The sequence below is a fragment of the Vagococcus intermedius genome, assembly GCF_029144185.1.
Classification (GTDB): domain Bacteria; phylum Bacillota; class Bacilli; order Lactobacillales; family Vagococcaceae; genus Vagococcus_D; species Vagococcus_D intermedius.
This window is the reverse complement of record NZ_CP110232.1, coordinates 1,384,214-1,407,554: the sequence shown is the minus strand read 5'-3', so window position 1 is coordinate 1,407,554 and position 23,341 is coordinate 1,384,214. Positions and strand designations below refer to the sequence as shown.

Annotated in this window: 21 protein-coding genes and 1 other RNA gene; 18 read left to right on the top strand and 4 right to left on the bottom strand. The window is 36.5% G+C overall.

All coding sequences use genetic code 11. The features are described from left to right. The first annotated feature begins 2 nt into the window (after window positions 1–2). The 3 genes from OL234_RS06530 to nth all read left to right on the top strand — a co-directional run bounded on the left by OL234_RS06530 (window position 3) and on the right by nth (window position 3,845). Window positions 3–2,333, top strand: a complete 2,331-nt coding sequence (locus OL234_RS06530) for a cation-translocating P-type ATPase (RefSeq protein ID WP_275468440.1) — start codon at window positions 3–5, stop codon at window positions 2,331–2,333. A 111-nt stretch (window positions 2,334–2,444) separates the two neighbouring features. Next, window positions 2,445–3,152: a DnaD domain-containing protein gene (locus OL234_RS06525; RefSeq protein WP_275470122.1), complete on the top strand. Its 708-nt coding sequence runs from the start codon at window positions 2,445–2,447 to the stop codon at window positions 3,150–3,152. A 36-nt stretch (window positions 3,153–3,188) separates the two neighbouring features. After that, window positions 3,189–3,845, top strand: a complete 657-nt coding sequence (gene nth / locus OL234_RS06520; RefSeq protein WP_275468439.1) for an endonuclease III — start codon at window positions 3,189–3,191, stop codon at window positions 3,843–3,845. Between the two features lie 29 nt (window positions 3,846–3,874). On the opposite strand, the gene OL234_RS06515 is transcribed toward nth, so the two are convergent. Then, a complete protein-coding gene (locus OL234_RS06515) occupies window positions 3,875–6,406 on the bottom strand; it encodes a PBP1A family penicillin-binding protein (RefSeq protein ID WP_275468438.1) in 2,532 nt (843 codons plus the stop codon). Beyond that, a complete protein-coding gene (gene recU / locus OL234_RS06510) occupies window positions 6,406–7,032 on the bottom strand; it encodes a Holliday junction resolvase RecU (RefSeq protein ID WP_275468437.1) in 627 nt (208 codons plus the stop codon). Before recU ends, OL234_RS06515 begins: the two co-directional genes overlap by 1 nt. Before the next feature lie 70 nt (window positions 7,033–7,102). Between recU and OL234_RS06505 the strand changes: the two genes are divergently transcribed. From OL234_RS06505 to hemH, 5 genes are all read left to right on the top strand, one after another. Next, window positions 7,103–7,636, top strand: a complete 534-nt coding sequence (locus OL234_RS06505; protein WP_275468436.1) for an SLOG family protein — start codon at window positions 7,103–7,105, stop codon at window positions 7,634–7,636. A gap of 95 nt (window positions 7,637–7,731) precedes the next feature. Beyond that, entirely contained in the window at window positions 7,732–8,076 is a 345-nt protein-coding gene (gene gpsB, locus OL234_RS06500) for a cell division regulator GpsB (protein ID WP_275468435.1), read from the top strand. Between the two features lie 22 nt (window positions 8,077–8,098). Beyond that, window positions 8,099–8,463, top strand: an RNA gene (gene rnpB / locus OL234_RS06495) — RNase P RNA component class B. A gap of 86 nt (window positions 8,464–8,549) precedes the next feature. Further along, a complete protein-coding gene (locus tag OL234_RS06490) occupies window positions 8,550–9,704 on the top strand; it encodes a THUMP domain-containing class I SAM-dependent RNA methyltransferase (RefSeq protein ID WP_275468434.1) in 1,155 nt (384 codons plus the stop codon). 107 nt (window positions 9,705–9,811) lie between these two features. Then, the gene (hemH, locus tag OL234_RS06485; RefSeq protein ID WP_275468433.1) at window positions 9,812–10,762 is read left to right on the top strand and encodes a ferrochelatase; all 951 of its coding nucleotides are present in this window, start codon (window positions 9,812–9,814) and stop codon (window positions 10,760–10,762) included. A gap of 48 nt (window positions 10,763–10,810) precedes the next feature. Here hemH and OL234_RS06480 read toward each other — a convergent pair whose 3' ends face one another. Next, window positions 10,811–11,218 carry a ribonuclease HI family protein gene (locus OL234_RS06480; protein ID WP_275468432.1) on the bottom strand — a complete coding sequence of 136 codons (408 nt, stop codon included), beginning with the start codon at window positions 11,216–11,218 and terminating at the stop codon, window positions 10,811–10,813. Window positions 11,219–11,293: 75 nt separating this feature from the next. Here OL234_RS06480 and OL234_RS06475 point away from each other — a divergent pair, with 75 nt between their 5' ends. Continuing rightward, window positions 11,294–11,728 (top strand): EbsA family protein, encoded by a 435-nt coding sequence (locus OL234_RS06475; RefSeq protein ID WP_275468431.1) that lies wholly within the window; start codon window positions 11,294–11,296, stop codon window positions 11,726–11,728. An 18-nt stretch (window positions 11,729–11,746) separates the two neighbouring features. Here the strand turns inward: OL234_RS06475 and OL234_RS06470 are convergent, their stop codons facing one another. Continuing rightward, a complete protein-coding gene (locus OL234_RS06470) occupies window positions 11,747–11,950 on the bottom strand; it encodes a cold-shock protein (RefSeq protein WP_275468430.1) in 204 nt (67 codons plus the stop codon). Window positions 11,951–12,439: 489 nt separating this feature from the next. Between OL234_RS06470 and OL234_RS06465 the strand changes: the two genes are divergently transcribed. From OL234_RS06465 to carB, 9 genes are all read left to right on the top strand, one after another. Then, window positions 12,440–13,156: a CBS domain-containing protein gene (locus tag OL234_RS06465; RefSeq protein ID WP_275468429.1), complete on the top strand. Its 717-nt coding sequence runs from the start codon at window positions 12,440–12,442 to the stop codon at window positions 13,154–13,156. Further along, on the top strand, window positions 13,150–13,608 hold the full coding sequence (lspA, locus tag OL234_RS06460; RefSeq protein ID WP_275468428.1) for a signal peptidase II: 459 nt from the start codon (window positions 13,150–13,152) through the stop codon (window positions 13,606–13,608). Before OL234_RS06465 ends, lspA begins: the two co-directional genes overlap by 7 nt. Before the next feature lies 1 nt (window position 13,609). Then, window positions 13,610–14,521: an RluA family pseudouridine synthase gene (locus OL234_RS06455; RefSeq protein WP_275468427.1), complete on the top strand. Its 912-nt coding sequence runs from the start codon at window positions 13,610–13,612 to the stop codon at window positions 14,519–14,521. 213 nt (window positions 14,522–14,734) lie between these two features. Further along, window positions 14,735–15,271, top strand: coding sequence for a bifunctional pyr operon transcriptional regulator/uracil phosphoribosyltransferase PyrR (gene pyrR, locus OL234_RS06450; protein WP_275470121.1), 537 nt, complete (start codon window positions 14,735–14,737; stop codon window positions 15,269–15,271). Between the two features lie 194 nt (window positions 15,272–15,465). Beyond that, entirely contained in the window at window positions 15,466–16,743 is a 1,278-nt protein-coding gene (locus OL234_RS06445; RefSeq protein WP_275468426.1) for a uracil-xanthine permease family protein, read from the top strand. Between the two features lie 63 nt (window positions 16,744–16,806). Continuing rightward, window positions 16,807–17,739, top strand: a complete 933-nt coding sequence (locus OL234_RS06440; protein WP_275468425.1) for an aspartate carbamoyltransferase catalytic subunit — start codon at window positions 16,807–16,809, stop codon at window positions 17,737–17,739. Beyond that, window positions 17,740–19,032, top strand: coding sequence for a dihydroorotase (pyrC, locus tag OL234_RS06435; protein WP_275468424.1), 1,293 nt, complete (start codon window positions 17,740–17,742; stop codon window positions 19,030–19,032). Beyond that, window positions 19,029–20,129: a carbamoyl phosphate synthase small subunit gene (locus tag OL234_RS06430; protein ID WP_275468423.1), complete on the top strand. Its 1,101-nt coding sequence runs from the start codon at window positions 19,029–19,031 to the stop codon at window positions 20,127–20,129. Before pyrC ends, OL234_RS06430 begins: the two co-directional genes overlap by 4 nt. Further along, window positions 20,108–23,290 carry a carbamoyl-phosphate synthase large subunit gene (gene carB, locus OL234_RS06425; protein ID WP_275468422.1) on the top strand — a complete coding sequence of 1,061 codons (3,183 nt, stop codon included), beginning with the start codon at window positions 20,108–20,110 and terminating at the stop codon, window positions 23,288–23,290. Before OL234_RS06430 ends, carB begins: the two co-directional genes overlap by 22 nt. The last annotated feature ends 51 nt before the right edge of the window (window positions 23,291–23,341 follow it).

Here is a 23,341-nt window from a genome sequence, read left to right as displayed (position 1 = left end):
GAATGGAGAATTATTTGAAAGAACATAGTGGTTTGAGTAGCCAAGATGTTAAAGTGCGGCAAGAAGCGGGACAACAAAATAACTATGAAGAAAATGTAGCCAAAACAAATGGTGAAATTTTTAAGGATAATATTTGGACGCTATTTAATTTGCTTAACTTAGTAATCGGGATTTGTTTGGCTGCAGTAGGTGCTTTTAGTAATATGGCCTATCTGGCGATCATAGCAGTTAATATTATGATTGGTATCTACCAAGAGATACATGCTAGAAATATGGTGGCAAAATTGTCAATTATCTCTAAGGAACAAGCTGTAGTAATTCGAGACAGTCAAGAAATAAAGATAGATGCGACTGATTTAGTCATGGACGATACTGTTATTTTAGTAGCCGGTGAACAAGTTCAATCAGATATGGAAGTGATTGCAGGACGTGCTGAGGTCAACGAATCACTGTTGACAGGGGAGTCTGATTTAATCGTCAAAGAAAAAGATGACCAATTGCTATCAGGTAGCTTTTTATCAAGTGGTCAATGTTTAGCTAAGGTAATACATGTTGGTAAAGATAATTATGCAACTAAGATTGCTAATGAGGCCAAAGTTCACAAGCCAATACAATCTGAATTAGTTACGTCAATTCGTAAAGTATCAAAATTTACAAGTTATGTCATCGTACCTTTAGGTTTGATCTTATTGGTTGAAGCTTTATTTATAAGACAAAGTGATCCTAAGGTCGCCGTAGTTGCCTCGGCAGCAGCTTTATTAGGGATGTTACCTAAAGGGCTAGTCTTATTAATAAGTATTGCTTTGGCAACGGCAGTGACAAAATTAGCTAAAAAACGAATTTTAGTACAAGATATGTATTCAGTTGAAACCTTGGCTCATGTTGATATGTTGTGCTTGGATAAAACAGGTACGATTACCGAAGGTAAAATGAAAGTACAGCATACAACAATTTTGGATCAAACAGATCAAGATGAGTTTGATAAAATTATTGGAAGTTACTTGAAAGCATCGACTGATAATAATATTACCATGCAAGCAATTAGAGATGCTTATGAGTTAAATGATAGCTATCAAGCTGATGATATTTTTCCATTTTCTTCAGAAAGAAAGTGGGGCGGTATTAACTTTAAAGGAATTGGAGCCGTAGCACTCGGAGCACCTGAGAGATTAGTTGGTGAAGAGCAATTACCAGAGCAAGTTGAACGCGCACAAGAACATGGGTATCGAGTCTTAATGCTAGCAATCAGTCCCAATGGGCATATTAATGACAATGAATTACCAGAGATGGTGCCCTTGGCAGTTTTCGAAATCGATGATCCCATTCGTCAAAATGCTGATAAAACTTTAGCTTACTTGAAATCTGAAGGTGTTAATATCAAAGTTATTTCAGGTGATAATCCAATAACTGTTTCCAACATTGCTCGTCGTGCAGGTCTTGAAGGCTATGAGTCATATGTCGATTTATCAGAATTTCAAACAGAAGAATCTGTTCGAGAGGCAGTAAACCAGTATACGGTATTTGGACGTGTCTCGCCACAACAAAAACAATTGTTAGTCAATGAGTTACAAGCGCAAGATCATGTTGTAGCAATGACTGGTGATGGGGTCAATGACGTCCTTGCCTTACGAGAAGCTGACTGTAGTATCGCCATGGCAGAAGGAGATAGTGCTACGCGCCAAATTGCTAATCTAGTCTTATTAGATTCGGATTTCACTAGCCTACCAGATGTCTTGTTTGAAGGCCGGAGAGTCGTTAATAACGTTACAAAAGTAGCAAGTGTCTTCTTCATTAAGACAATCTATTCATTCTTCTTGTCTATTCTTTGTGCGGTGACGACATTGGCGTTTCCTTTTGTTCCAATTCAAATTACCTTGATTGATTTAGCTATTGAGGGTTACCCAGCTTTCTTTTTATCATTTGAAGGAGATAAACGAAAAGTTAGAACTAAGTTTCTACCAACGGTTTTAAGAAACGCTTTGCCTAACGCAATACTAGTATTAATGAATATCATTGCCGTTTATATTTTTTCTGGTCAAGTGGGCTTGTCCGAAATTGAAACAACTACCCTAATGTATTATTTATTGATAGGTGTTAGTTTATTAGCTGTCATCAAGACGTGTCTACCTCTTAATCCGTTAAGACTGTTTTTAATTATCACAACGACTATTGGTATCTATGTGGCTGCGATGTTATTCCATTCTATTTTATTTATTGGATTCTTAACAGCAAATACCTTACCTTTCTTTGTACTGATGATGCTAATTACTATTGCTTTACGTTTGATAATTAGTTATTTTAGAAAAAAAAGTGATGAGAGAAGATATGCTTAACATATCATAATAGTCCATTGACTAAAGTAAAACAGATCATCTGATGATGGTCTGTTTTACTTTAGCCAGAAAGTTGATATAATGAATAAGCAGAAAGAGAGTGTGACAAAGATGTTAGAATTAACTAGATATTTACAAGCAGGCAATACGACAATTTCTAATTTACTATTGAATCACTATCATGATTTAGGAATGAGTCATCAAGAATTTATTTTATACATGAAACTAATGCAACATCAGCAACAAGGAGTGCCCTTTCCAGACCTTCTAAAAATAGCAGAACAAATGGGTGAATCAGCTGAAATAATCTTTCATTTAGTGGAATCACTATTAAATAAAAATATTATAGCGATGGTAACCACTCAAAATGAACAAGGTCAAACGAGTGATTCTTATGATTTAACACTAGTTTATGGACGTCTATCGCAACTAGAAACTAGTAAAGCACATCAAGTATCTGTAAAAAATGAACAAGAACAACAACGAGAACTATTTCAATTATTTGAAAGTGAATTTGGCAGACCTTTATCCCCAATGGAATTAGAAACAATTGGTTTGTGGATTCATGAGGATCAATATAAATTAGAGATTATTCAGTTAGCTTTACGGGAAGCCGTATTAAATCAAGCCTACAGTTTAAAGTATATTGATCGTATCCTACTGAATTGGGAGCGGAAAAATTTAAGAAGCAAAGAACAAATTATTTCTGAACAACAAAAAAGGAAAAAAGCTCTAGGCAAAAATGAGCAACCAATTTATCAAGAATCTCAAGATGAATTACCCATTATTCCAATGGACAATTGGCTCAGTCAAACTTAAAAATAGTACCGTATGAGATAAGTGAGGGGAAATAAATTGATTTCAAAAGAAAAAACCTTAGATATTATTAATATTATGGCCGAGATGTTTCCAGAAGCTGAATGTGAACTCATTCATCGAAATCCCTTTGAGTTGGTTATTGCGGTTGCTTTAAGCGCTCAAGCAACCGATGTTTCTGTTAACAAAGTGACACCTAAATTATTTGAAAAATATCCGACACCAGAAGCTTTCGTAGCTGCTCCGTTAGATGATATTATGGCTATGATCAAGACGATTGGTCTTTATCGAAATAAGGCTAGAAATATTAAAGCTTGCTGTGAGTTATTACTTGAAAAATTTAATGGAGAAGTTCCACGTACACGAGAAGAGTTAATGGAATTACCTGGTGTTGGACGTAAAACTGCCAATGTTGTTTTAGGAGATGCCTTTGGCGTACCTGCAATTGCAGTTGATACTCATGTAGAGCGAGTTTCAAAACGTTTACGAATTGTTGCTCAAAAAGCAAGTGTTTTAGAAATAGAAAAGACCCTGATGAGAAAGATCCCAGAAGAAATGTGGGTATCTACGCATCATCGCATGATTTTTTTTGGTCGCTACCATTGTACAGCGAGACAACCTAAGTGTGAAACTTGTCCAGTCTTATTGTTATGTCAAGACGGGAAGAACCGTTTGGGAATTAAACAAAAAAGCTAGATGCCAATTGGCATCTAGCTTTTTTGCTACTATTTCGTTTCGTCATTTGTGTCTGGAGCATCAGCAGTTGCCGGAGGTGTAGCTGGTTCTTCTGGCTTTTCAGTTACAGGAGGAGTAGCTGGCTCTTCTGGTTTTTCAGTTACTGGAGGAGTAGCCGACTCTTCTGGTTTTTCAGTTGCGGGAGGAGTAGCCGACTCTTCTGGTTTTTCAGTTACCGGAGGAGTAGCCGACTCTTCTGGTTTTTCAGTTACTGGAGGAGTAGCCGACTCTTCTGGTTTTTCAGTTACGGGAGGAGTGGTAGATTCTTCGGTTTTTTCATCTGAAGGTGGTGCTACCGACTCTTCTGTTTTTTCCGGTTCTTTTTCTGGCTCTTTTTGTGGTTCCGGTTCTTTTTCTGGCTCACTTGAAGGTTCAGTAGGTCGTATCGTACTAGAACTTTCCGGTGTTATAGTTTGAACTGGAGGTTTGACAGGTTCAGGCGTATCGTCTTTTGAAGAACTTGGTGTTGTAATGATTGGCTCAGGTTTTTCAGAAGATTTTACTGGTGGGATATACACCGGTTTAGGAGATTCAGAACTATTAGTTGTCGTTTTCTTCTCTTCAGGTCTTACGTAAAGTTCTTTTCCGACTTTATAAACATTTTCGGGCATTTCCCAATCTTTGATGTCTTTATCTTTAGTTAAATAAGTCATCATCTCGGTATATATTTCCATCGCAATTTTTTGGTCATCTGTTTTGATAGGAACGTAGTAATCCGTATAACCTGTCCAGATAGAGATGGTATTTTCTCTTGTATAGCCGACAAAGCTGATATCTGGCACACCTGTTTCGGGATCACCTTTTACATTGTCCCAGATTTCTTCTGGATAGTTAGATGTTCCTGTTTTACCAGCATGTGGTAGGTCAGCAATTTCAGCACGGCGACCTGTTCCACCTTCTTTTAAAACATCTTTTAACATATCTGTCACTAAGTAAGCTGTTGATTCTTTCATAGCCCGTTTGCCGTTAGGTTTAAATTCCGTTTCTTTTCCATCTGGTGTGACGATTTTCTTAACGTAATTCGGTTTATAATAAGTCCCACCGTTTGCTAAGCTAGAATAAGCACTTGCCATTTGTAATGAAGAAGGGTCACCTTTGATGGCATTTGCCAAAGTAAATTCGTCATAAGTAATCCCTAAATTTTCTAAGAATTTTTCACCTTTATCAGGGCCAACTTCTTCTAATAATTTGATAGCAGGCACATTACGCGAATCAATTAAAGCTTGTCGCATAGTAATATTCCCTAAAAATTGGCCATCATAATTTCCAACAGCAATATCTGATCCTGGGTAAATGTAAGGTCCGTCGTATAAGTAAGAGCCAGTTGAATAATTTAGGTACTCAATGGCAGGTGCATAGTCTGTTAATGGTTTAACAGTTGAACCAAAGTCACGTTCAGCTGTCACTGCTAAGTTTCGACCCATTTGAACGTCTTCACCAACTTTACGTCCTCCAAGTTGAGCAGTTACTTGGCCATTTTCAGGATTCATAATAGTTACTGCTGTTTGGAATTCATCATCTGGAAATTCGATAGTATCATTGTTATTGACTAATTCATATAATTTGTTTTGAACATCGAGATCTAGGTTTGTATAAATATCTAATCCATCACTATAAACATTTCGTTTTGTTTTAGTTTGTATTTCATTGATTACTTCTTTTACATAGTTATCTATAATACGCGTATCTTCAGATACTTCTTGTTCTTTTATTAAATCTTGATCGATAGGCTGATTGATTGCCTCAGTATATTCTTTTTTACTGATTGCTTCATCTTTATACATTTCTTTCAGCACCATATCACGACGTACTTTGGCTTCTTTAGGATGAAGAATAGGATCATAAACATTTGGTGCTTGAGGTAAACCCGCTAATAGAGCTAGTTTGGGTAAGTCAAGTTCTTTTAAGGGTTTTCCGTAATAACCTTTAGCGGCCGTTTCCATTCCATAGAAACGATTCGCCATGTAGACTTTATTGATATAGTAGTTTAAAATTTCATCTTTGGATTTTTCTTTTTCTAGCTTTAAGGACAGCCAAGCTTCTTGGATTTTTCTCTTATAGGTTTGATCTTCAACACCTGTCGAGAAAAAAGATAGTTTAATAAGCTGTTGGGTTAATGTACTCCCGCCTTGACGGCTATTTCCTTTTAAGTTAGAAAGAGCAGCACCAGTGATCCGGATAGGGTCTACACCACCATGTTTTTCAAAGCGCTTGTCTTCAATAGAAATAATGGCTTGTTTTAATTTCTTTGGAACTTCTTTGACGGAAACCGTTTCTCTTTTCTGTTCTCCTAATTCATAAATGAGCTTCCCATCCTGATCAAAAACTCGGGAAGATAAAGAGTCTTCCAATCTAGCGAAATCTAATGGTGGTGAATCTTTGACGGTTTTAAAGACAATGCCACTGGCAATCAGACCAATAAAACAGACGACTCCTAAAATACTTAATAAAATTGTTTTTAGGAGTTTCTTTTTATGAAATTTACTTTTTTGTGAACGACTGTGTTGTGAGCGACTAGTCATTAATTTTTCATCCCCTTTGTGATATATTCTTTTACAGCTTCAATATAAGGTATTCTCGGATGAACCCCTAATGTTATTTCAATTCCTTTTTGTTCGATATCTTTTAAAGGGATTGATTTTTTTCCATCTTTTTGAGCTTGCCAGTACAATGCTAAGGCTGGTAATGGAAGAAAAAAACATCGTTGTAAACTAGAGAACCATAGTAAAACGAAGGAGATGCCATGTTGTTCATGGCAAGCCTGTAAGTGTTCTAGTTGGTGAGTATGAAAGTTATTTAAAGGAAAAGATTGTTTGTTTTTAGTTTCTTTCGCTTCAAAATCAAGATAATAACCTTGGTACACACCATTATAATCAGTTGTAGAAGCTTGACGGAAATAGGCTTCTGTAATAGTAGCCGCACTTCGATGAGGATAATCAACTTTTACGATCTGGATGGGGGTAGGTTTTTTATGAATAATAGCAATTTTCCGTTGTGCATAATAATCATTGCTAGTATTGATATGTTCTTCAAAAGTCATCCCACGTTTCCCAAAAGTTTTAGGCGGTTCTAAACGAGAGGCTTGCTTTTTATTTCTATTGGCATCATTATTAAAATGTGTTGTGCCATTAGGATAATTTATTTGCATTTTTAGTCACACTCCTAGTGATATTATAACAAAAAATGTTCCAAAAAGAAAAGGTTAGGAGGGATAAATCGTGAAAAGAGTCTATCTTTCAGGCTATAGAAGTTTTGAATTAGGGATATTTAAAGAGTCTGATGCTAAAATCGAAGTTATTAAGAAAGTTTTAAAAGAACGCCTAGTAAGTTATTTAGAAGACGGTCTTGAGTGGGTGATATTGGGAGGGAATTTAGGTGTTGAACAATGGGGCAGTGAGGTAGTTAATACTTTAAAAAATGAGTACCCAGAGCTTAAAGTAGCTGTATTATTACCATTTGAAGAGTTTGGTAATAGTTGGAACGAAAAAAATCAAACGGCCTTATTCGAAATGAAGCAACAAGCGGACTATGTTAATACAGTGTCCCACCAACCATATAACACACCACAACAATTAAAAAATCATACTCAATTTTTACTAAGCCATACAGATGGTAGCTTGTTACTTTATGATGAGGAGCACCTTGGAAAAACAGACTATTATTATAAAGATGCACGAAAATATCAAGAAACTAATAACTATCAGTTAGAGCTTATTACAATGTACGATTTACAAAATTCGGTTGATTTTTAATCTTTCGTTGATTTTTTATCAATGATTGGTTACAATAATTATGATAGAGTGTTATAATGACGCTTATGAATACCAATAGATGAGGTGTCCACAAAATGATGAATTATGAGGCAAGAGAAATCCTAGAAAAAGATTTTAAAACTAAGATGCGTGGCTATGACCCGATTGAAGTTGATGAATTTTTAGATGGTGTTATTAAAGACTACGAAACATATAGTAATGAACTATTGTTACTAAAAGAAGAAAATGAACGTTTAATTGCAAAAGTGGATCAATTAACAAAGAGTCAAGCGACATTATCTCGTATTAAACAAGATCCTCCGAAATCAGCAGGGGCAACCAATTTTGATATTTTAAAACGTTTATCCAATTTAGAAAAACATGTTTTTGGTAGCAAATTAGAAAATTCAGATGATTTAAACGAAACAAAACAATTTTAATTAAGGTGTAAATAACTTTGTAATTTTCGGATAATCGCGGCTTAGTTAGCTAAGTTGAGGAAAGTCCATGCTCGCACAAGCTGCGATGCTTGTAGTGTTCGTGCTTAGCGAAAAAATAAGCTAAGGTACTCTTTTAGAGTAACGGCAGATAAAACTCCTAAGGTCTTATGACTATGGGGGAGTAGTCTTGAAAGTGCCACAGTGACGAAGCAATACTAGAAATGGTATTGGTGGAACGCGGTAAACCCCTCGAGCGAGCAACCCAAACTTTGGTAGGGGCATCCTTTTTGAGGAATTGAACAAGAAAAGGAACAGTTTATCTGTAGACAGATGATTATCGTTGATTTTTTTCCTGAGAAAAATCAATACAGAACATGGCTTATAGAAAATTACATGTTATCAGGATTGTTCCTTCCTTAATTGGAAGGACTTTTTTTATTGAATGAATAACCCTTGAAAGGGGCGTAAATAGAATGAAACAATTTAAGTTAGTTGCAACAGCGGCTAGTGGGATGGAAGCGCTAGTAGGAAAAGAACTCAGAGATTTAGGTATTGACTGTCAAGTTGAGAACGGTAAGGCAATTTTTTATGGCGATATAGAAACGATTGCCACAGCCAATTTATGGCTTAGAACGGCTGATCGCATCAAAATTATTGTTGGTGAATTTAAAGCTGTTACATTTGAGGAATTATTTGAACAAACAAAAGCATTACCTTGGGAAGATATTTTGCCAATGGATGCGGAATTTCCAGTAGCTGGTAAATCAATTAAATCAACATTATTTAGTATTTCTGATTGCCAAGCTATTACTAAAAAAGCAATTGTTAGTCGTTTAAGTGAGGTGTATCACCGCTATGGTCGCTTACCTGAGACAGGTGCTAAGTTCCCATTAGAAGTTGCGTTATTAAAAGATCAGGTCACAATTACGTTAGATACAACTGGACCTAGTTTGTTCAAGCGTGGTTACCGTTTAGAAAAAGGTGGGGCACCATTAAAAGAAAATATGGCAGCAGCTTTGGTCATGCTGACAAATTGGCGTAAGGATCGTCCATTTTACGATCCAGTATGCGGTTCAGGGACGATTTGTATTGAAGCAGCTTTAATTGGGCACAATATCGCCCCCGGATTTAATCGTGATTTTCTTTGTGAAGATTGGGAATGGGTCGATGGGAACATATTTGATAAAGTTAGAAATGAAGCCGAAGAAAAAGCTGACTATGACATTGAATTAGATATTATGGGAACAGATATTGATGGCAAAATGATTCAAATTGCACAAAATAATGCTGAAGAAATTGGCTTAGGGGATTCTATTCAATTTAAACAAATGCAATTAAAAGATTTTACTACTGACAAAGAATATGGTGTCATAGTTGCTAATCCACCGTATGGTGAACGTTTGGGAGAAGAAGAATCAGTTAGAAAGCTTTATCGTGAAATGGGTGAAACATATCGACCACTTAAAACATGGAGTAAGTATATTTTAACCAGTGATTTAACATTTGAAACGTACTATAAAGCTAAAGCGACGAAGAAACGTAAACTTTATAATGGCGCATTGCGAACGGACTTTTTCCAATATTGGGGAACCCGTCCACCACGTCAAGCACGCGACGTATCTGAATAAAATAAACAATATAAAAAGCACTCTCTTGTTAAAGAAGGGTGCTTTTTGTGGTATCATTTAGGTGGTTTAAGCATAAAAGTATTTTTAAAGAAAAGAGGAATTTTTTTATGGCAGTAAAAAAAGGCATTTTGATTGCTAATATTGGGACACCATCTAAACCGGAGAAAAAAGAAGTGAAGACATACCTAAAAAAATTTTTAGGTGATGCTAGAGTTATAGATACTCCACGTATGATTTGGTTGCCGGTGTTACATGGAATCATTTTAAATACACGTCCGAAAAAATCGGCTGAGTTATATAAAAGTATTTGGACAGAACAAGGTTCGCCATTACAAGTTTATACTGAATCACAAGCAGAGCGATTACAAGCACGTTTTCCTGAAGCTTATGTCACTTATGGGATGGCATATAGCCATCCTACTATTTCCGAATCTTTAGCTGAAATGGCGAAAAAAGGGATAGAAGATATTACAGTTATTCCACTATATCCTCAATATTCAACAACAACGACTGCTTCAATTAATGATGCTGTTTTTCGCCACTACTTAAAATCAGAAGATATGCCTAGTTTACATTTAATTAGAGAATTTACTGATCATCCAATGTATATTGAACTACTAGCAAAACAAGTAGAAAAAGGGATCAAAAAATATAATCCTGATAAATTAATGATTTCTTATCATGGCATACCTGTCAGTTATGTTGAAAAAGGTGACCCTTATCAAGCACAATGTCAAGCAACTACAGAAGCTTTGATAAAGCGTTTAGATTTAAGTATTCCATGGCAAGTAGCTTATCAATCAAAATTTGGACCAGCAGAATGGTTAAAACCACCTTTAGATGACACGTTAAAAGGTTTGCCTAAACAAGGAGTAAAAAAAGTATTAGTGATTACGCCAGGTTTTGTATCAGATTGTGTGGAAACAATTGAAGAAATTGAAGAAGAAAACTGTACTTATTTTATGGAAAATGGCGGTGAAGAATTTAACTATATTCATCCATTTAATGATGATGAGGGATTTATAGATTTATTAGAGAATCTTGTAAAGAACAAATAAAAAAAGCTAAGATAATTGAAAGCAGAAGCGTTCAATTATCTTAGCTTTTTATTTGTTGTCTAAGGCTTTCTTTAGTCCTTGTCGTGCCAAGTTGTCAGCGCCTTTATTTTGTTTTTCAGGTAGCCATTGAATCAAAATAAGTGGAAAGCTTGCTAAAAGTGTTTGTATTTCTAATAAATAAGGTTTGAATTTATGATTGCTAGTATGATTTTTATCAATTGTTTCGGCAACTATCTTACTATCAGTATAAACAAATATTGTATCTGTCATCATATTTCTTTTTATGATTTCTTCTAACCCGCGTAGAAGTGCTGAAAACTCAGCTTCGTGGTTAGACATGTTAGTATTTAGTGGAAAGCTTAATTGTTCATAAATGTTTTTCCCGACTATCAAGATACCAATGCCGCTTGGTCCAGGGTTTCCACGAGTTGCAGCATCGACGTATAATTTTAACATTTGAATCCCTCGCTTCTTATTTATTTGGTGATGTGTTAGTATATAAGATGATGATTATTTTGAAGAGGTGTCATGGTGAAAAAAAATGGAATGATTACAACTTACCGATGGCAACCAGAGGTAGCAACGAGCCTCATCTATTGGTCTATTACATTTGGTATATTCTTTTTAAGCATAATTACTCTTTTAGAAGAGGTACGGTTAAACTTGTTGAGCGTCTTAATTTTGTTAGTATTTATTTTTTTGTTGTGGTTAGGTTTACAGCGTTATTTTTTCTTTACAGAGGAGTACTTAGTCGCTAAAGCTTGTTTGGTACGTAACACACGAAAATTTCATCTCGAAGAGTTAGATAAGATAGCTCTTGGGGCATGTGGTTTAACAATTACTTATCAAACAATAGAGTATCAATTTTTGATGACTGCTAAGACGCGCGAAGCTTTGTTAGCAGAGTTAGTCGCAAATAAATACTTTAAAGGCGATATCGTTAGTATAAAAAAAAGTGTTGGCTAAAAGTCAACACTTTTTTTATTATTCAAAAGAAGTAACGTTTGTAGCTTGTAAACCACGATGGCCTTCTTTTATTTCAAATGTCACCTTTTGATTAGCCTCTAATGTTTTAAACCCTTCACCATTAATCCCTGTAAAATGAACAAACACTTCCTCGGTTTCATTATAAGTAATAAAGCCATAACCCTTTTTTAAATCAAACCATTTTACTACGCCTGTTGTCATTTTACATTCCTCCATAAACATAGATTAAGTTACTGTTTTCATTATAGGTATTAACGGGAAAAAGGTCAATCCTAGACTTTTAAAATAAAGCTAAAGGTCTCTATTAGAAAAGTTAGTTAAAAATAAGAAAAACCGATAGTTTTATTAGGTTTTATGTTATTAATGTTACAAAAATATTAAAACAAGAGAAAACCGGTTACAAATTAAGTTGTGATGTTATATACTAAAGTCATTAAGCGGAATAAGGGCGTGCGTGACATGAAAAAGTTAGATAGGCTAGTTTACCATTGTGGATACTTGATTGGCAGGGTTTTTATTTATTACCCTAAAGCGTTGAAACATGATTGGACTAAGAGTTAAGCTTGTAAGAAAAGTTAATAGTACTAGTTGAAAAAGCCAGGTAGATGACGGGGATACTACTTAGCTTTTTTTTTTAATTACTGTTATTATAGGTAAGAGTTAATTTTATAAAATAAAGGAGTCAGATTAGTGGGCCAACAAGCAGAGGAATTTTTAGCAGTATTTAATCGAATTGAAAAGTGGATGCGAGATCAGCTCGACAGACCTAGTGCTGGTTTTACGGATATGGTACGCAAATTACGCCCACGACGGGATTTGCAGGTTCGTAAATATCATGACGATTTACTTGAAATTGCTCAATTAAGGAATGCAATTGTGCATGATAGAATATCACCTGACTTTGTTATTGCAGAACCTAATGAGTGGATTATAAAAAAAATCAAAAAGATTGAAATGGATTTAACACAGCCTGAAAAAGTGATTCCAAGATTTAAGAAGAGGGTCACAATTTTTGATAATCAAACAGATTTAATGCAAATTTTAACCATTTTAAAAGAAAAAGGTTTTTCACAATTACCTATTTATGAGGAAAATCAATTTTTAGGTCTAGTAACCGCACACGGTTTAGGTTTATGGCTTGCTAGTAGAGGGTATGCAGGAACTATTGACATCAAAGGGAAAAAGGTTGGCGATGTTTTAATTAGTGATCGAAAACGTAATAATTATCGCTTTATCTCGAAAGATACCCATGTTTTTCAAGCGATGGAATTGTTACTTGAAGACCCAACGATTGAAGCGTTACTTATTACCGAAGATGGTCAACCAAGTAAAGACTTATTAGGATTGATGAGACCAAAGGAAGTTTTTCAAAATTATTATGAAGAATGGAGAAAATTTAAATGGTAGGCTATTTATTATTAGCATTAGGAGTTATTATTAGCGATCAATTGATAAAAAATTGGGTGGTGACTAATGTAGGTTTGGGGGAAACAATTTTTGACAACTCACTAATTTCACTGACTCATTTAAGAAATGAGGGCGCTGCATGGAGTATTTTAGAGGGTAAAATGTGGTTTTTTTATATTGTGACGGCAATCGTCTGTTTCGTAGTCGTTTTTATTTTATTTAAGTATCGTAATGAGAGCAAATGGTTTACAATAGGGTTATCGCTAATTTTAGGTGGTGCAATTGGAAATTTTATCGACCGTTTACATTTGGGATATGTTGTAGATATGTTCCAAACTGAGTTTATGAATTTTCCAATTTTTAATGTGGCTGATATTGCTTTAACAGTGGGTGTTGGCTGCATCTTAATATATATCGTATTAGACGAAAGAATGGATAAGGTGAAAAAATAATATGTTAGAAAAATTAACAATGACCATCGATGGTCAAAAAGGTCGTATTGATAAAGTAATTACAGAAGAGTTTGGTGATTTTTCACGTTCACAAATCCAAGCTTGGTTAAAAGAACAATTAGTGAGTGTAAACGGTGAGATTGTCAAACCTAATTATAAAGTAAAAGACGACGATCTAATTGAGATCAATCGTCCAGAACCTGTTGAGTTAACAATCGAGGGTGAAGATATCCCTCTAGAAATTGTTTATGAAGATCAAGATGTTGTAGTTGTAAACAAACCTCAAGGAATGGTGGTTCATCCCTCTGCCGGTCACGCCAATGGGACAATGGTGAATGCTTTATTACATCATGTTAAAGACTTATCAAGTATTAATGATGTCGTTCGTCCTGGGATTGTTCATCGTATTGACAAAGACACATCAGGCTTATTGATGGTTGCTAAAAATGATGAAGCACATGAAAAATTAAGCGCTCAATTAAAAAATAAAACTGTTACGCGTCGTTATATTGCTCTTGTTCATGGCGAGATTCCTCATGATAAAGGGACAATTGATGCTCCGGTTGGCCGCTCAAAAGAAAATCGTCAATCTCAAGCTGTCATTGAGGGCGGGAAAGATGCGGTGACGCACTTTAAAGTGTTAGAAAGATATGAAGGATATACCTTGATTGAATGTCAATTGGAAACGGGACGTACACATCAGATTCGTGTGCATATGAAATATATTGATTACCCGTTAGCTGGAGATCCTTTATATGGTCCGCGTAAAACGTTACCTGGTCAAGGCCAGTTCTTACACGCTAAAGTGTTAGGCTTTACACATCCTACTACTGAAGAAGAGATGTATTTTGAAGCTGACTTACCAGAGAATTTTACTGAGACATTAGAATCTTTAACGCTTTTGACAAAATAACTTGCATTTTTTTTGAAAAGAAGTTATGATAACACATAAGAAATTAAATAATATATCCTTTAAAAATTAGTCCAGAGAGGCTAAGAAGGCATAGTAAGTGTTCGCTCCCCTTGGAGGAAGACTATCTTAAGTGAGTTAACGACATTATCGACTCCTGCCTTATAAAGGTAGGAGTTTTTTTGTAATCAAATGCCAAGGATACTAGGAGGGATTATCATGGAAAAAGAAGTGATTGATAGTGTGACAATGAAGCGAGTCTTGACCCGGATGACTTATGAGATCATTGAGCGCAATAAGGGTGTTCAGGATATTGTTTTGATTGGTATCAAAACACGCGGTATCTTTTTAGCAGAACGTATCTCAGAGAGACTCAATCAACTAGAAGAGATTCAATTACCTGTTGGTGAGTTAGATATTACCAGTTATCGTGATGATCAAGGAGATACGGCTGGTGTTATTCCAGATAAATCACAATCTACAATTCCTTTCTCAGTCGAAGGGAAACATGTTGTATTAGTAGATGATGTATTATATACGGGACGTACGATTCGAGCAGCGCTAGATGCTGTGATGGATTTTGGACGACCTAAGAAAATTTCTTTAGCAGTATTAGTTGATCGTGGTCACCGAGAGTTGCCAGTTCGAGCGGATATTGTTGGGAAAAATCTGCCTACATCAACAGATGAAGAGGTCGTCGTAAAAATGACCGAGACAGATGCTAGTGATGGTGTTAGTATAGTAAAAAATTAATTGAATAGTAACGCTTTTTAATTTAGTCCAGAGAGGCTAGGAAGAGCAAATATCCCCCCTTTTAAACCTAGGTGTAACTTAGTAATAGTGGGTGTATTTTGTGAAAACCTCGTTTCTGACCTAATTGGAAACGAGGTTTTTCTTTGTCTAAAAAGCGATCAAACTAAAATATAAGTGAAAAAGGGGAAGATAACATGACAAAAGAATTTAGAAATCCAGATGTAGTTTTAGATATTAAGGATAAACCCAAACCGTTACAATGGTTTGGTTTAAGTCTTCAACATCTCTTTACAATGTTTGGTTCGACAGTTTTAGTACCAATTTTAGTAGGAATTGATCCAGGAATTGCCTTGTTAAGTTCAGGACTTGGAACATTGGTCTACATGCTAACAACTGGGGCAAAAATCCCAGCATACTTAGGTAGTAGCTTTGCGTTTATTCCCGCAATGCAAATGCTAATGGAAAGTGACGGGTACCCAGCAGTTGCTCAAGGGGCGTTAACAACTGGTCTCGTTTATGTCCTCGTTGCTTTTATCATAAAAAAAATAGGGTCCCAGTGGATTAATAATGTCTTGCCAGCGATTGTAGTCGGTCCGGTAGTAATGGTTATTGGTTTAGGATTGGCAGCCAATGCAGCAAATAATGCGATGTACACAAGCTCAGGGACATATAGTCCTAAATATATTGCAGTTGCTCTAGCAACATTGGCTCTGACTATTTTCTTCAATATGTTCCTAAAAGGTTTTATCGGCTTATTACCAATTTTACTAGGTATTGTTTCAGGTTATGTGTTGGCTTTGACAATGGGAATTGTTGATACGGCACCCATTGCTGAGGCAGCTTGGTTTGCCTTGCCTAATTTTGAAATACCTTTTGTGCATTATGAACCAAGATTACACATTGGCGCGATCACCACAATGGCCCCCATTGCTTTTGTAACAATGACTGAGCATATCGGGCATATCACCGTTTTAAATAAATTAACTAAACGTAATTATTTTGAGGATCCAGGTCTATCAAGAACCTTACTTGGAGATGGGTTAGCCCAAATTAGTGCTAGTTTTGTTGGAGGACCGCCAGTAACGAGTTATGGTGAAAATATTGGGGTATTAGCTATTACAAGAGTACACAGTGTCTTTGTACTAGGAGGTGCTGGTGTGTTGGCAATTGCATTGAGTTTTGTTGGAAAAATCAGCGCGTTAATCTTAAGTATTCCAGGGCCAGTGATTTCAGGAATTAGCTTTATCTTGTTCGGAGTTATTGCAGCTAGTGGCTTGAAGATCCTCATTGATAATAAGATAGATTTTGATTTAAAAAGAAATTTGATTATTGCCTCAGTTATTTTAGTAGTAGGGATTGGTGGATTGATGTTTAAATCAGGCCCCTTTGAATTATCAGGGATGGCATTGGCTACATTATTCGGGATTATTTTAAATCTAATTTTACCTGAAAAAGCTTTAAGTGAGCAGTAAGAAAGAGTAAAAGACATATCAGCAGAGGGTCAAGTGAGTCACATTAAGAAAGGATTGATCGGAATGAGTCAAGAAACAGAAATTATTAGCTTAAAACATCTCTTAACAATTGAGTCGCTATCCAATCAAGAAGTAATGGGATTAATCAAACGTGCTCAAGCCTTTAAAGAAGGAGCATCTAGCAGATTGTCACAAACAGAACCTTATTATGTTGCTAATTTATTTTTTGAAAATAGTACACGTACTCACAAAAGTTTTGAAGTAGCTGAACGAAAATTAGGAATTGAAGTGATTCCTTTTGAGGTGAGCACAAGTTCAATCAATAAAGGAGAGTCACTTTATGACACGGTTTTGACACTGTCTGCCTTAGGTATTTCCGCCTGTGTCATCAGGCATAGTGAGGAAGAGTATTATAATGAACTCATTCAAAGTCCAACAATTCGTTCGTCCATTATCAATGGTGGAGATGGTAGTGGACAACACCCAACGCAATGTTTACTTGACATGATGACTATCTATGAAGAATTTGGTTCATTTGATCATCTTTCCATTGCTATTGTAGGAGACATCAATCATTCTAGAGTCGCCAAATCCAATATGCAGTTACTTAAAAGATTAGGCGCGACGTTATATTTTTCAGGACCGGAAGATTGGTACACAGAAGAATATAGTGTTTATGGGGAATACTTACCACTAGATGACCTCTTGCCTAAGGTTGATGTCATTATGTTATTACGAATACAACATGAACGACATCATAGTGACGAAGTCTTTTCTAAAGAAAGTTACCATGCTCATTATGGTTTGACAATAGAACGTGCAAAATTACTCCCTAAGCACGGAATTATTATGCATCCGGCTCCAGTTAATCGAGATGTGGAGTTAGCAGATGGGTTAGTAGAATCCTTACAATCAAGGATTGTTCAACAAATGACCAATGGTGTTTTTATGAGGATGGCAATCTTGGAAGCAATTTTAGAAGGGAAGGTGCAATAGATGACACTATTATTACAAAATGGCCAAATAATGACTAGGGGAAACCGCTTAATTAAGGGAGATATTTGGATAGAGGCAGGAAAAATCAAAGCTATTGGACAGGATTTAGCAAGGAGTCAAAAATTTGTGAAGATTATTGATCTTAAAGAGCAATTAGTTACAGCAGGTTTAGTTGATTTACATGTTCATTTTAGGGAGCCCGGTTTTACTTATAAAGAAACGATTAAAACAGGGAGTCTAGCAGCAGCTAGAGGTGGCTTTACAACCGTTTGTGCCATGCCAAATCTTGCACCAGTACCAGATACAGCTCAAAAATTTCAAGATCTTAAAAAATTAATTATCAGAGACAGTGTTGTTAAAATTCACCAATATGCACCTATTACTAGCAACTTAAACAGCGATGACTTAGTTGATATGTCGATTTTAAGTAAGTTAGGAACACCAGGTTTTACAAATGATGGGGTGGGAGTTCAAACAGCAGGTACGATGTATCTTGCTATGAAAGAAGCTAAAAAGAACAAACGGCCAATTGTAGCGCATACAGAAGATGAGTCGCTACTCTTTGGAGGCTGTATGCATCAAGGTGTCACCTCAGAGTACTTAGGACTACCAGGAATTATAAGTGCAACGGAATCTTCTCAGATAGCTAGAGATTTAATACTGGCTGAGGAAACGGGGGTTCATTACCATGTTTGTCATGTTTCTACTAAAGAGAGTGTCCGTCTTATACGAGAAGCTAAATTAGCTGGTGTAAAAGTGACCTGTGAGGTATGTCCTCACCATCTTATCTTAACAGATCGTGATATTACAAAAGATCATGGCCAATTTAAAATGAATCCACCCTTAAGAAGTGAAGAAGATCGTCAAGCTCTAATTAATGGGTTGTTAGATGGGACCATTGATTGTATTGCAACAGATCATGCGCCTCATGGTAGTGATGAAAAAAATCAATCTATGACTCAAGCCCCTTTTGGGATAGTTGGGAGTGAAACGGCTTTTAGTCTTATTTATACAGAATTTGTCAAAACGAATACCTTTACTTTAGAACAGGTCATCGATTGGCTCACGATTAAGCCCGCTATGATTCTAAATCTGCCAGCAGGAAGACTTGAAATCGGACAACCGGCGGATTTAGCAATCTTTAACCTGACAGAAACGTATCAAATTGTAGCAGATGATTTTTTATCTAAGGCAAGTAACACACCATTTTTAAATAAAGAGGTGTTAGGGCAAACAGTTATGACACTAGTGGATGGACAAATCGTCTGGTCTAAAGAGGAGATGTTAGAGTGAAACGTTTATTAATCTTAGAAGATGGCAGTATTTTTGAAGGAGAGGGTTTTGGTGCTGAACGAAGTTCGACAGGGGAAGTTGTTTTTACAACAGGGATGACGGGCTATCAAGAAGCTATTACCGATCAAAGTTTTAATGGTCAAATAATTACCTTTACCTATCCTTTAATTGGAAATTATGGCATTAATCGTGACGATTTTGAGTCGATTGAGCCAACTTGTCAAGGAGTGATTGTGGCTGAAGTTGCCCGAGTCCCAGCTAATTGGCGAAGTAAGATGTCACTTGACCAATTTTTGAAAACTAAGAATATTCCTGGTATATCAGGGATTGATACACGGATGTTGACTAAAAAATTAAGAGATGTCGGGACACTGAAGGGGAGTATTATTGACGCTACCAAGGAACTAGACCATGCTTTTGACCAATTAAAGGCGACCGTTCTATCTACGAATCAAGTCGCTCAAGTTTCAACAACAAAAGCTTATCCTAGTCCTGGTATCGGCAGAAACGTTGTGGTGATTGATTTCGGCTTAAAACACAGTATCTTAAGAGAACTAAGTCGCCGTAATTGTCAAATAACAGTACTGCCTCACGATACAAGTGCTCACGCTATCTTAGATTTACATCCAGATGGCGTGATATTAAGTAATGGACCAGGAGACCCAAAGGACTTACCTAAGGTGCTTGAGATGATTCAAATGATTCAAGGACATGTCCCAATTTTTGGGATTTGTTTGGGGCATCAATTATTTGCCTTAGCTAATGGAGCAGATACGTATAAGATGATTTTTGGTCACAGAGGGTTTAATCACCCTGTCCGAGAAGTAGCAACTGGCCGGATTGATTTTACTTCTCAAAATCATGGTTATGCTGTTTCAAAAGAAAGTATTGATAAGGAGAAACTGTTGATTACTCATCTAGAAATTAATGATGAGACTGTTGAAGGTTTGCGGCATAAGGAATTGCCTGCTTTTACTGTACAATTTCATCCAGATGCGGCACCAGGTCCTCATGATACGCTACATTTGTTTGATGATTTCATAGAATTAATGGATACTTGGAAGGAGCAAAATGAATGCCAAAAAGAACTGATTTGAAAAAGATTTTAGTAATCGGCTCAGGTCCAATTATTATTGGTCAAGCTGCAGAATTTGACTATGCGGGTACCCAAGCTTGCTTAGCTCTTAGAGAAGAAGGGTATGAAGTAGTCTTGATTAATTCAAACCCTGCGACAATCATGACTGATAAAGAAATCGCGGATAAAGTTTATATTGAACCTCTAACTTTGGAGTTTGTATCACGTATATTACGTAAAGAAAAGCCGGATGCTATTCTCCCAACATTAGGTGGGCAGACCGGTTTGAATATGGCAATGGCTTTGTCTCAATCAGGTATTTTAGAAGAATTAAAAATCGAATTGTTAGGTACAAAACTAAGTGCAATTGATCAAGCAGAAGATCGCGATTTATTTAAACAATTAATGACAGACTTAGACCAGCCGATTCCCGAAAGTGAGATTGTTACAACAGTAGATGAGGCCTTATATTTTGCTCAAGAAATTGGTTACCCTTTGATTGTTCGTCCCGCCTTTACATTAGGTGGAACTGGCGGTGGTATGTGTGCCACGGAACAAGAGTTAATTGAGATTACTAAAAATGGTCTAAAATTATCACCAGCGACACAGTGTCTAATTGAAAAAAGTATTGCTGGTTATAAAGAAATTGAATACGAGGTTATGCGTGACGGTGCAGACAATGCTATTGTTGTGTGTAATATGGAAAATTTTGATCCAGTGGGGATTCACACAGGAGATTCCATCGTATTTGCACCAAGCCAAACCCTATCGGATGTAGAGTATCAGCTGTTACGAGATGCGTCATTGAAAATCATTAGAGCCTTAAAAATCGAGGGAGGTTGTAACGTTCAATTAGCCTTAGATCCAGATAGTTTTAACTATTATGTGATTGAGGTCAATCCCAGAGTCAGCAGATCTTCTGCTTTAGCTAGCAAAGCAACTGGTTATCCAATTGCCAAAGTTGCTGCAAAGATAGCGGTAGGATTAACCTTAGATGAAATGAAAAATCCAGTAACCGGGACGACTTATGCTCAATTTGAACCAGCGCTAGATTATGTTGTAACGAAGATCCCTCGTTGGCCATTTGATAAATTTGAACAGGGTGAGAGAAGTCTAGGAACACAAATGAAAGCAACAGGGGAAGTAATGGCTATTGGAAGAACTCTGGAGGAGTCATTATTAAAAGCTGTGAGATCGTTAGAACTTGGGACCCTCCATTTGGAGTTGCCTGAATTAAAAGATATCAGTGAAGAGCAATTGATTGCAAAGATAGTGAAAGCTCAAGATGATCGTTTGTTTTATCTAGCGGAAGCACTCAGAAGAAAATATCGAATTCAAGAATTAGCAGAATTTACCAAGATAGATATATTTTTTTTAGATAAACTATTACATATTGTTGAAATTGAAGAACAATTAAAAAAACACATTAATCATCAAGATAGTTTAAAAAGAGCTAAACGTTACGGATTTACGGATGTTAAAATTGCAGAATTGTGGGGGACTACTGCTGAAAAAATCAGGTTATTACGAAAGCAATGGCGGCTTGAACCTGTGTTTAAAATGGTCGATACTTGTGCAGCTGAATTTGAATCAAAAACGCCTTATTTTTATAGCACATATGGTGAAGAACAGGAAAGTCAGCCAACAAAAAAAGAATCAGTATTAGTAATAGGCTCTGGACCGATTAGAATAGGACAAGGTGTGGAATTTGATTATGCGACTGTCCATTCTGTTAAAGCTATTCAGCAATTAGGGTATGAAGCGATTATTATGAATAGTAATCCTGAAACAGTCTCCACCGATTTTTCTGTTTCAGATAAACTTTATTTTGAACCCCTAACTGTCGAAGATGTGTTAAATGTGATTGACTTAGAGCAACCTAAAGGGATAATCGTTCAATTTGGGGGACAAACTGCTATTAATTTAGCAGAGCCGCTTTCTAAGAAAGGCGTTCGCATTATTGGGACGACTACTGAAGATTTAGACCGAGCTGAGAACCGTGATTTATTTGAACAATTACTAAAAGAATTGAGTATACCTCAACCGCCTGGAGACACTGCAACATGCAAGGAAGAAGCAGTGGCGATTGCTGACAAAATTGGTTATCCAGTTTTAGTCCGTCCAAGCTATGTATTGGGGGGACGCGCAATGGAGATTGTTGAAAATCAAAGTGATTTAGAACGCTATATGATTGAAGCAATCAAATCCTCACCTGAACATCCTATTTTAATTGATAGTTATCTAGTGGGAATAGAATGTGAGGTAGATGCCATCTGTGATGGAACAGATGTTTTGATTCCTGGCATCATGGAACATATTGAACGAGCTGGCGTCCATTCAGGGGATTCGATGGCTGTTTATCCACCGCAAACTTTAAGTGTGGCTCTTAAAGCGACCATCACTGATTATACGAAGCGACTGGCGCTAGGATTAAATTGCTGTGGCATGATGAATATTCAATTTGTCATACACAATGAGGGGGTTTATGTAATTGAAGTTAATCCAAGAGCTAGTCGAACCGTTCCTTTTCTAAGTAAAGTAACAGGTATTCCGATGGCGCAAGTCGCCACACAAGTTATGTTGGGTAACACTTTAAAGGAGCTCGGTTACACTGCAGGTTTATCCCCTGTCTGTCAAAGAGTTCATGTCAAAGCACCTGTCTTCTCTTTTGCCAAGTTACAAGCAGTCGATACGTACCTAGGTCCTGAAATGAAATCTACAGGAGAGGTGATGGGGTCTTCTGCTACTCTTGATAAAGCACTGTACAAGGCGTTTGAAGCGAGTGGTCTTCATTTACCAGAATATGGATCAGTCCTATTTACAATAGCTGATGAGAGTAAGCAAGAATCATTAGAACTTGCTCAGCGTTTTGCTGACATTGGCTATGACTTAGTTGCGACAGAAGGAACAGCTAAATTTTTGTCAGAAAATAATTTGAGTGTGAAAGAGGTTTCCAAAATAGCTAACACTTCAAGTGCTGAAACTGTACTTGATTGTCTTCGGACAGGAGCTGTTCAGTTAGTGGTTAATACAATGGATAAACAACGCCATGTTACGACAGACGGTTTTTTAATCAGGCGAGAAGCAGTTGATCATGGTGTTCCTTTATTCACGTCACTTGATACAGCCAGAGCTATTTTATCAGTTTTAGAGTCTCGAATCTTTAATGTTCAAGCTTTGTAGTGAAAAGGTTAACTAGACGTCAGGAATAGTTACTTATAAGTAGGAGGATCG

Coding starts and splice junctions, on each gene's coding strand:
- OL234_RS06530 (WP_275468440.1), top strand. CDS start 3: ATGGAGAATTATTTGAAAGAACATAGTGGTTTGAGTAGCCAAGATGTT.
- OL234_RS06525 (WP_275470122.1), top strand. CDS start 2,445: ATGTTAGAATTAACTAGATATTTACAAGCAGGCAATACGACAATTTCT.
- OL234_RS06515 (WP_275468438.1), bottom strand. CDS start 6,406: ATGACTAGTCGCTCACAACACAGTCGTTCACAAAAAAGTAAATTTCAT.
- recU (WP_275468437.1), bottom strand. CDS start 7,032: ATGCAAATAAATTATCCTAATGGCACAACACATTTTAATAATGATGCC.
- gpsB (WP_275468435.1), top strand. CDS start 7,732: ATGATGAATTATGAGGCAAGAGAAATCCTAGAAAAAGATTTTAAAACT.
- OL234_RS06490 (WP_275468434.1), top strand. CDS start 8,550: ATGAAACAATTTAAGTTAGTTGCAACAGCGGCTAGTGGGATGGAAGCG.
- hemH (WP_275468433.1), top strand. CDS start 9,812: ATGGCAGTAAAAAAAGGCATTTTGATTGCTAATATTGGGACACCATCT.
- OL234_RS06480 (WP_275468432.1), bottom strand. CDS start 11,218: ATGTTAAAATTATACGTCGATGCTGCAACTCGTGGAAACCCTGGACCA.
- OL234_RS06470 (WP_275468430.1), bottom strand. CDS start 11,950: ATGACAACAGGCGTAGTAAAATGGTTTGATTTAAAAAAGGGTTATGGC.
- lspA (WP_275468428.1), top strand. CDS start 13,150: ATGGTAGGCTATTTATTATTAGCATTAGGAGTTATTATTAGCGATCAA.
- OL234_RS06455 (WP_275468427.1), top strand. CDS start 13,610: ATGTTAGAAAAATTAACAATGACCATCGATGGTCAAAAAGGTCGTATT.
- OL234_RS06445 (WP_275468426.1), top strand. CDS start 15,466: ATGACAAAAGAATTTAGAAATCCAGATGTAGTTTTAGATATTAAGGAT.
- OL234_RS06440 (WP_275468425.1), top strand. CDS start 16,807: ATGAGTCAAGAAACAGAAATTATTAGCTTAAAACATCTCTTAACAATT.
- pyrC (WP_275468424.1), top strand. CDS start 17,740: ATGACACTATTATTACAAAATGGCCAAATAATGACTAGGGGAAACCGC.
- carB (WP_275468422.1), top strand. CDS start 20,108: ATGCCAAAAAGAACTGATTTGAAAAAGATTTTAGTAATCGGCTCAGGT.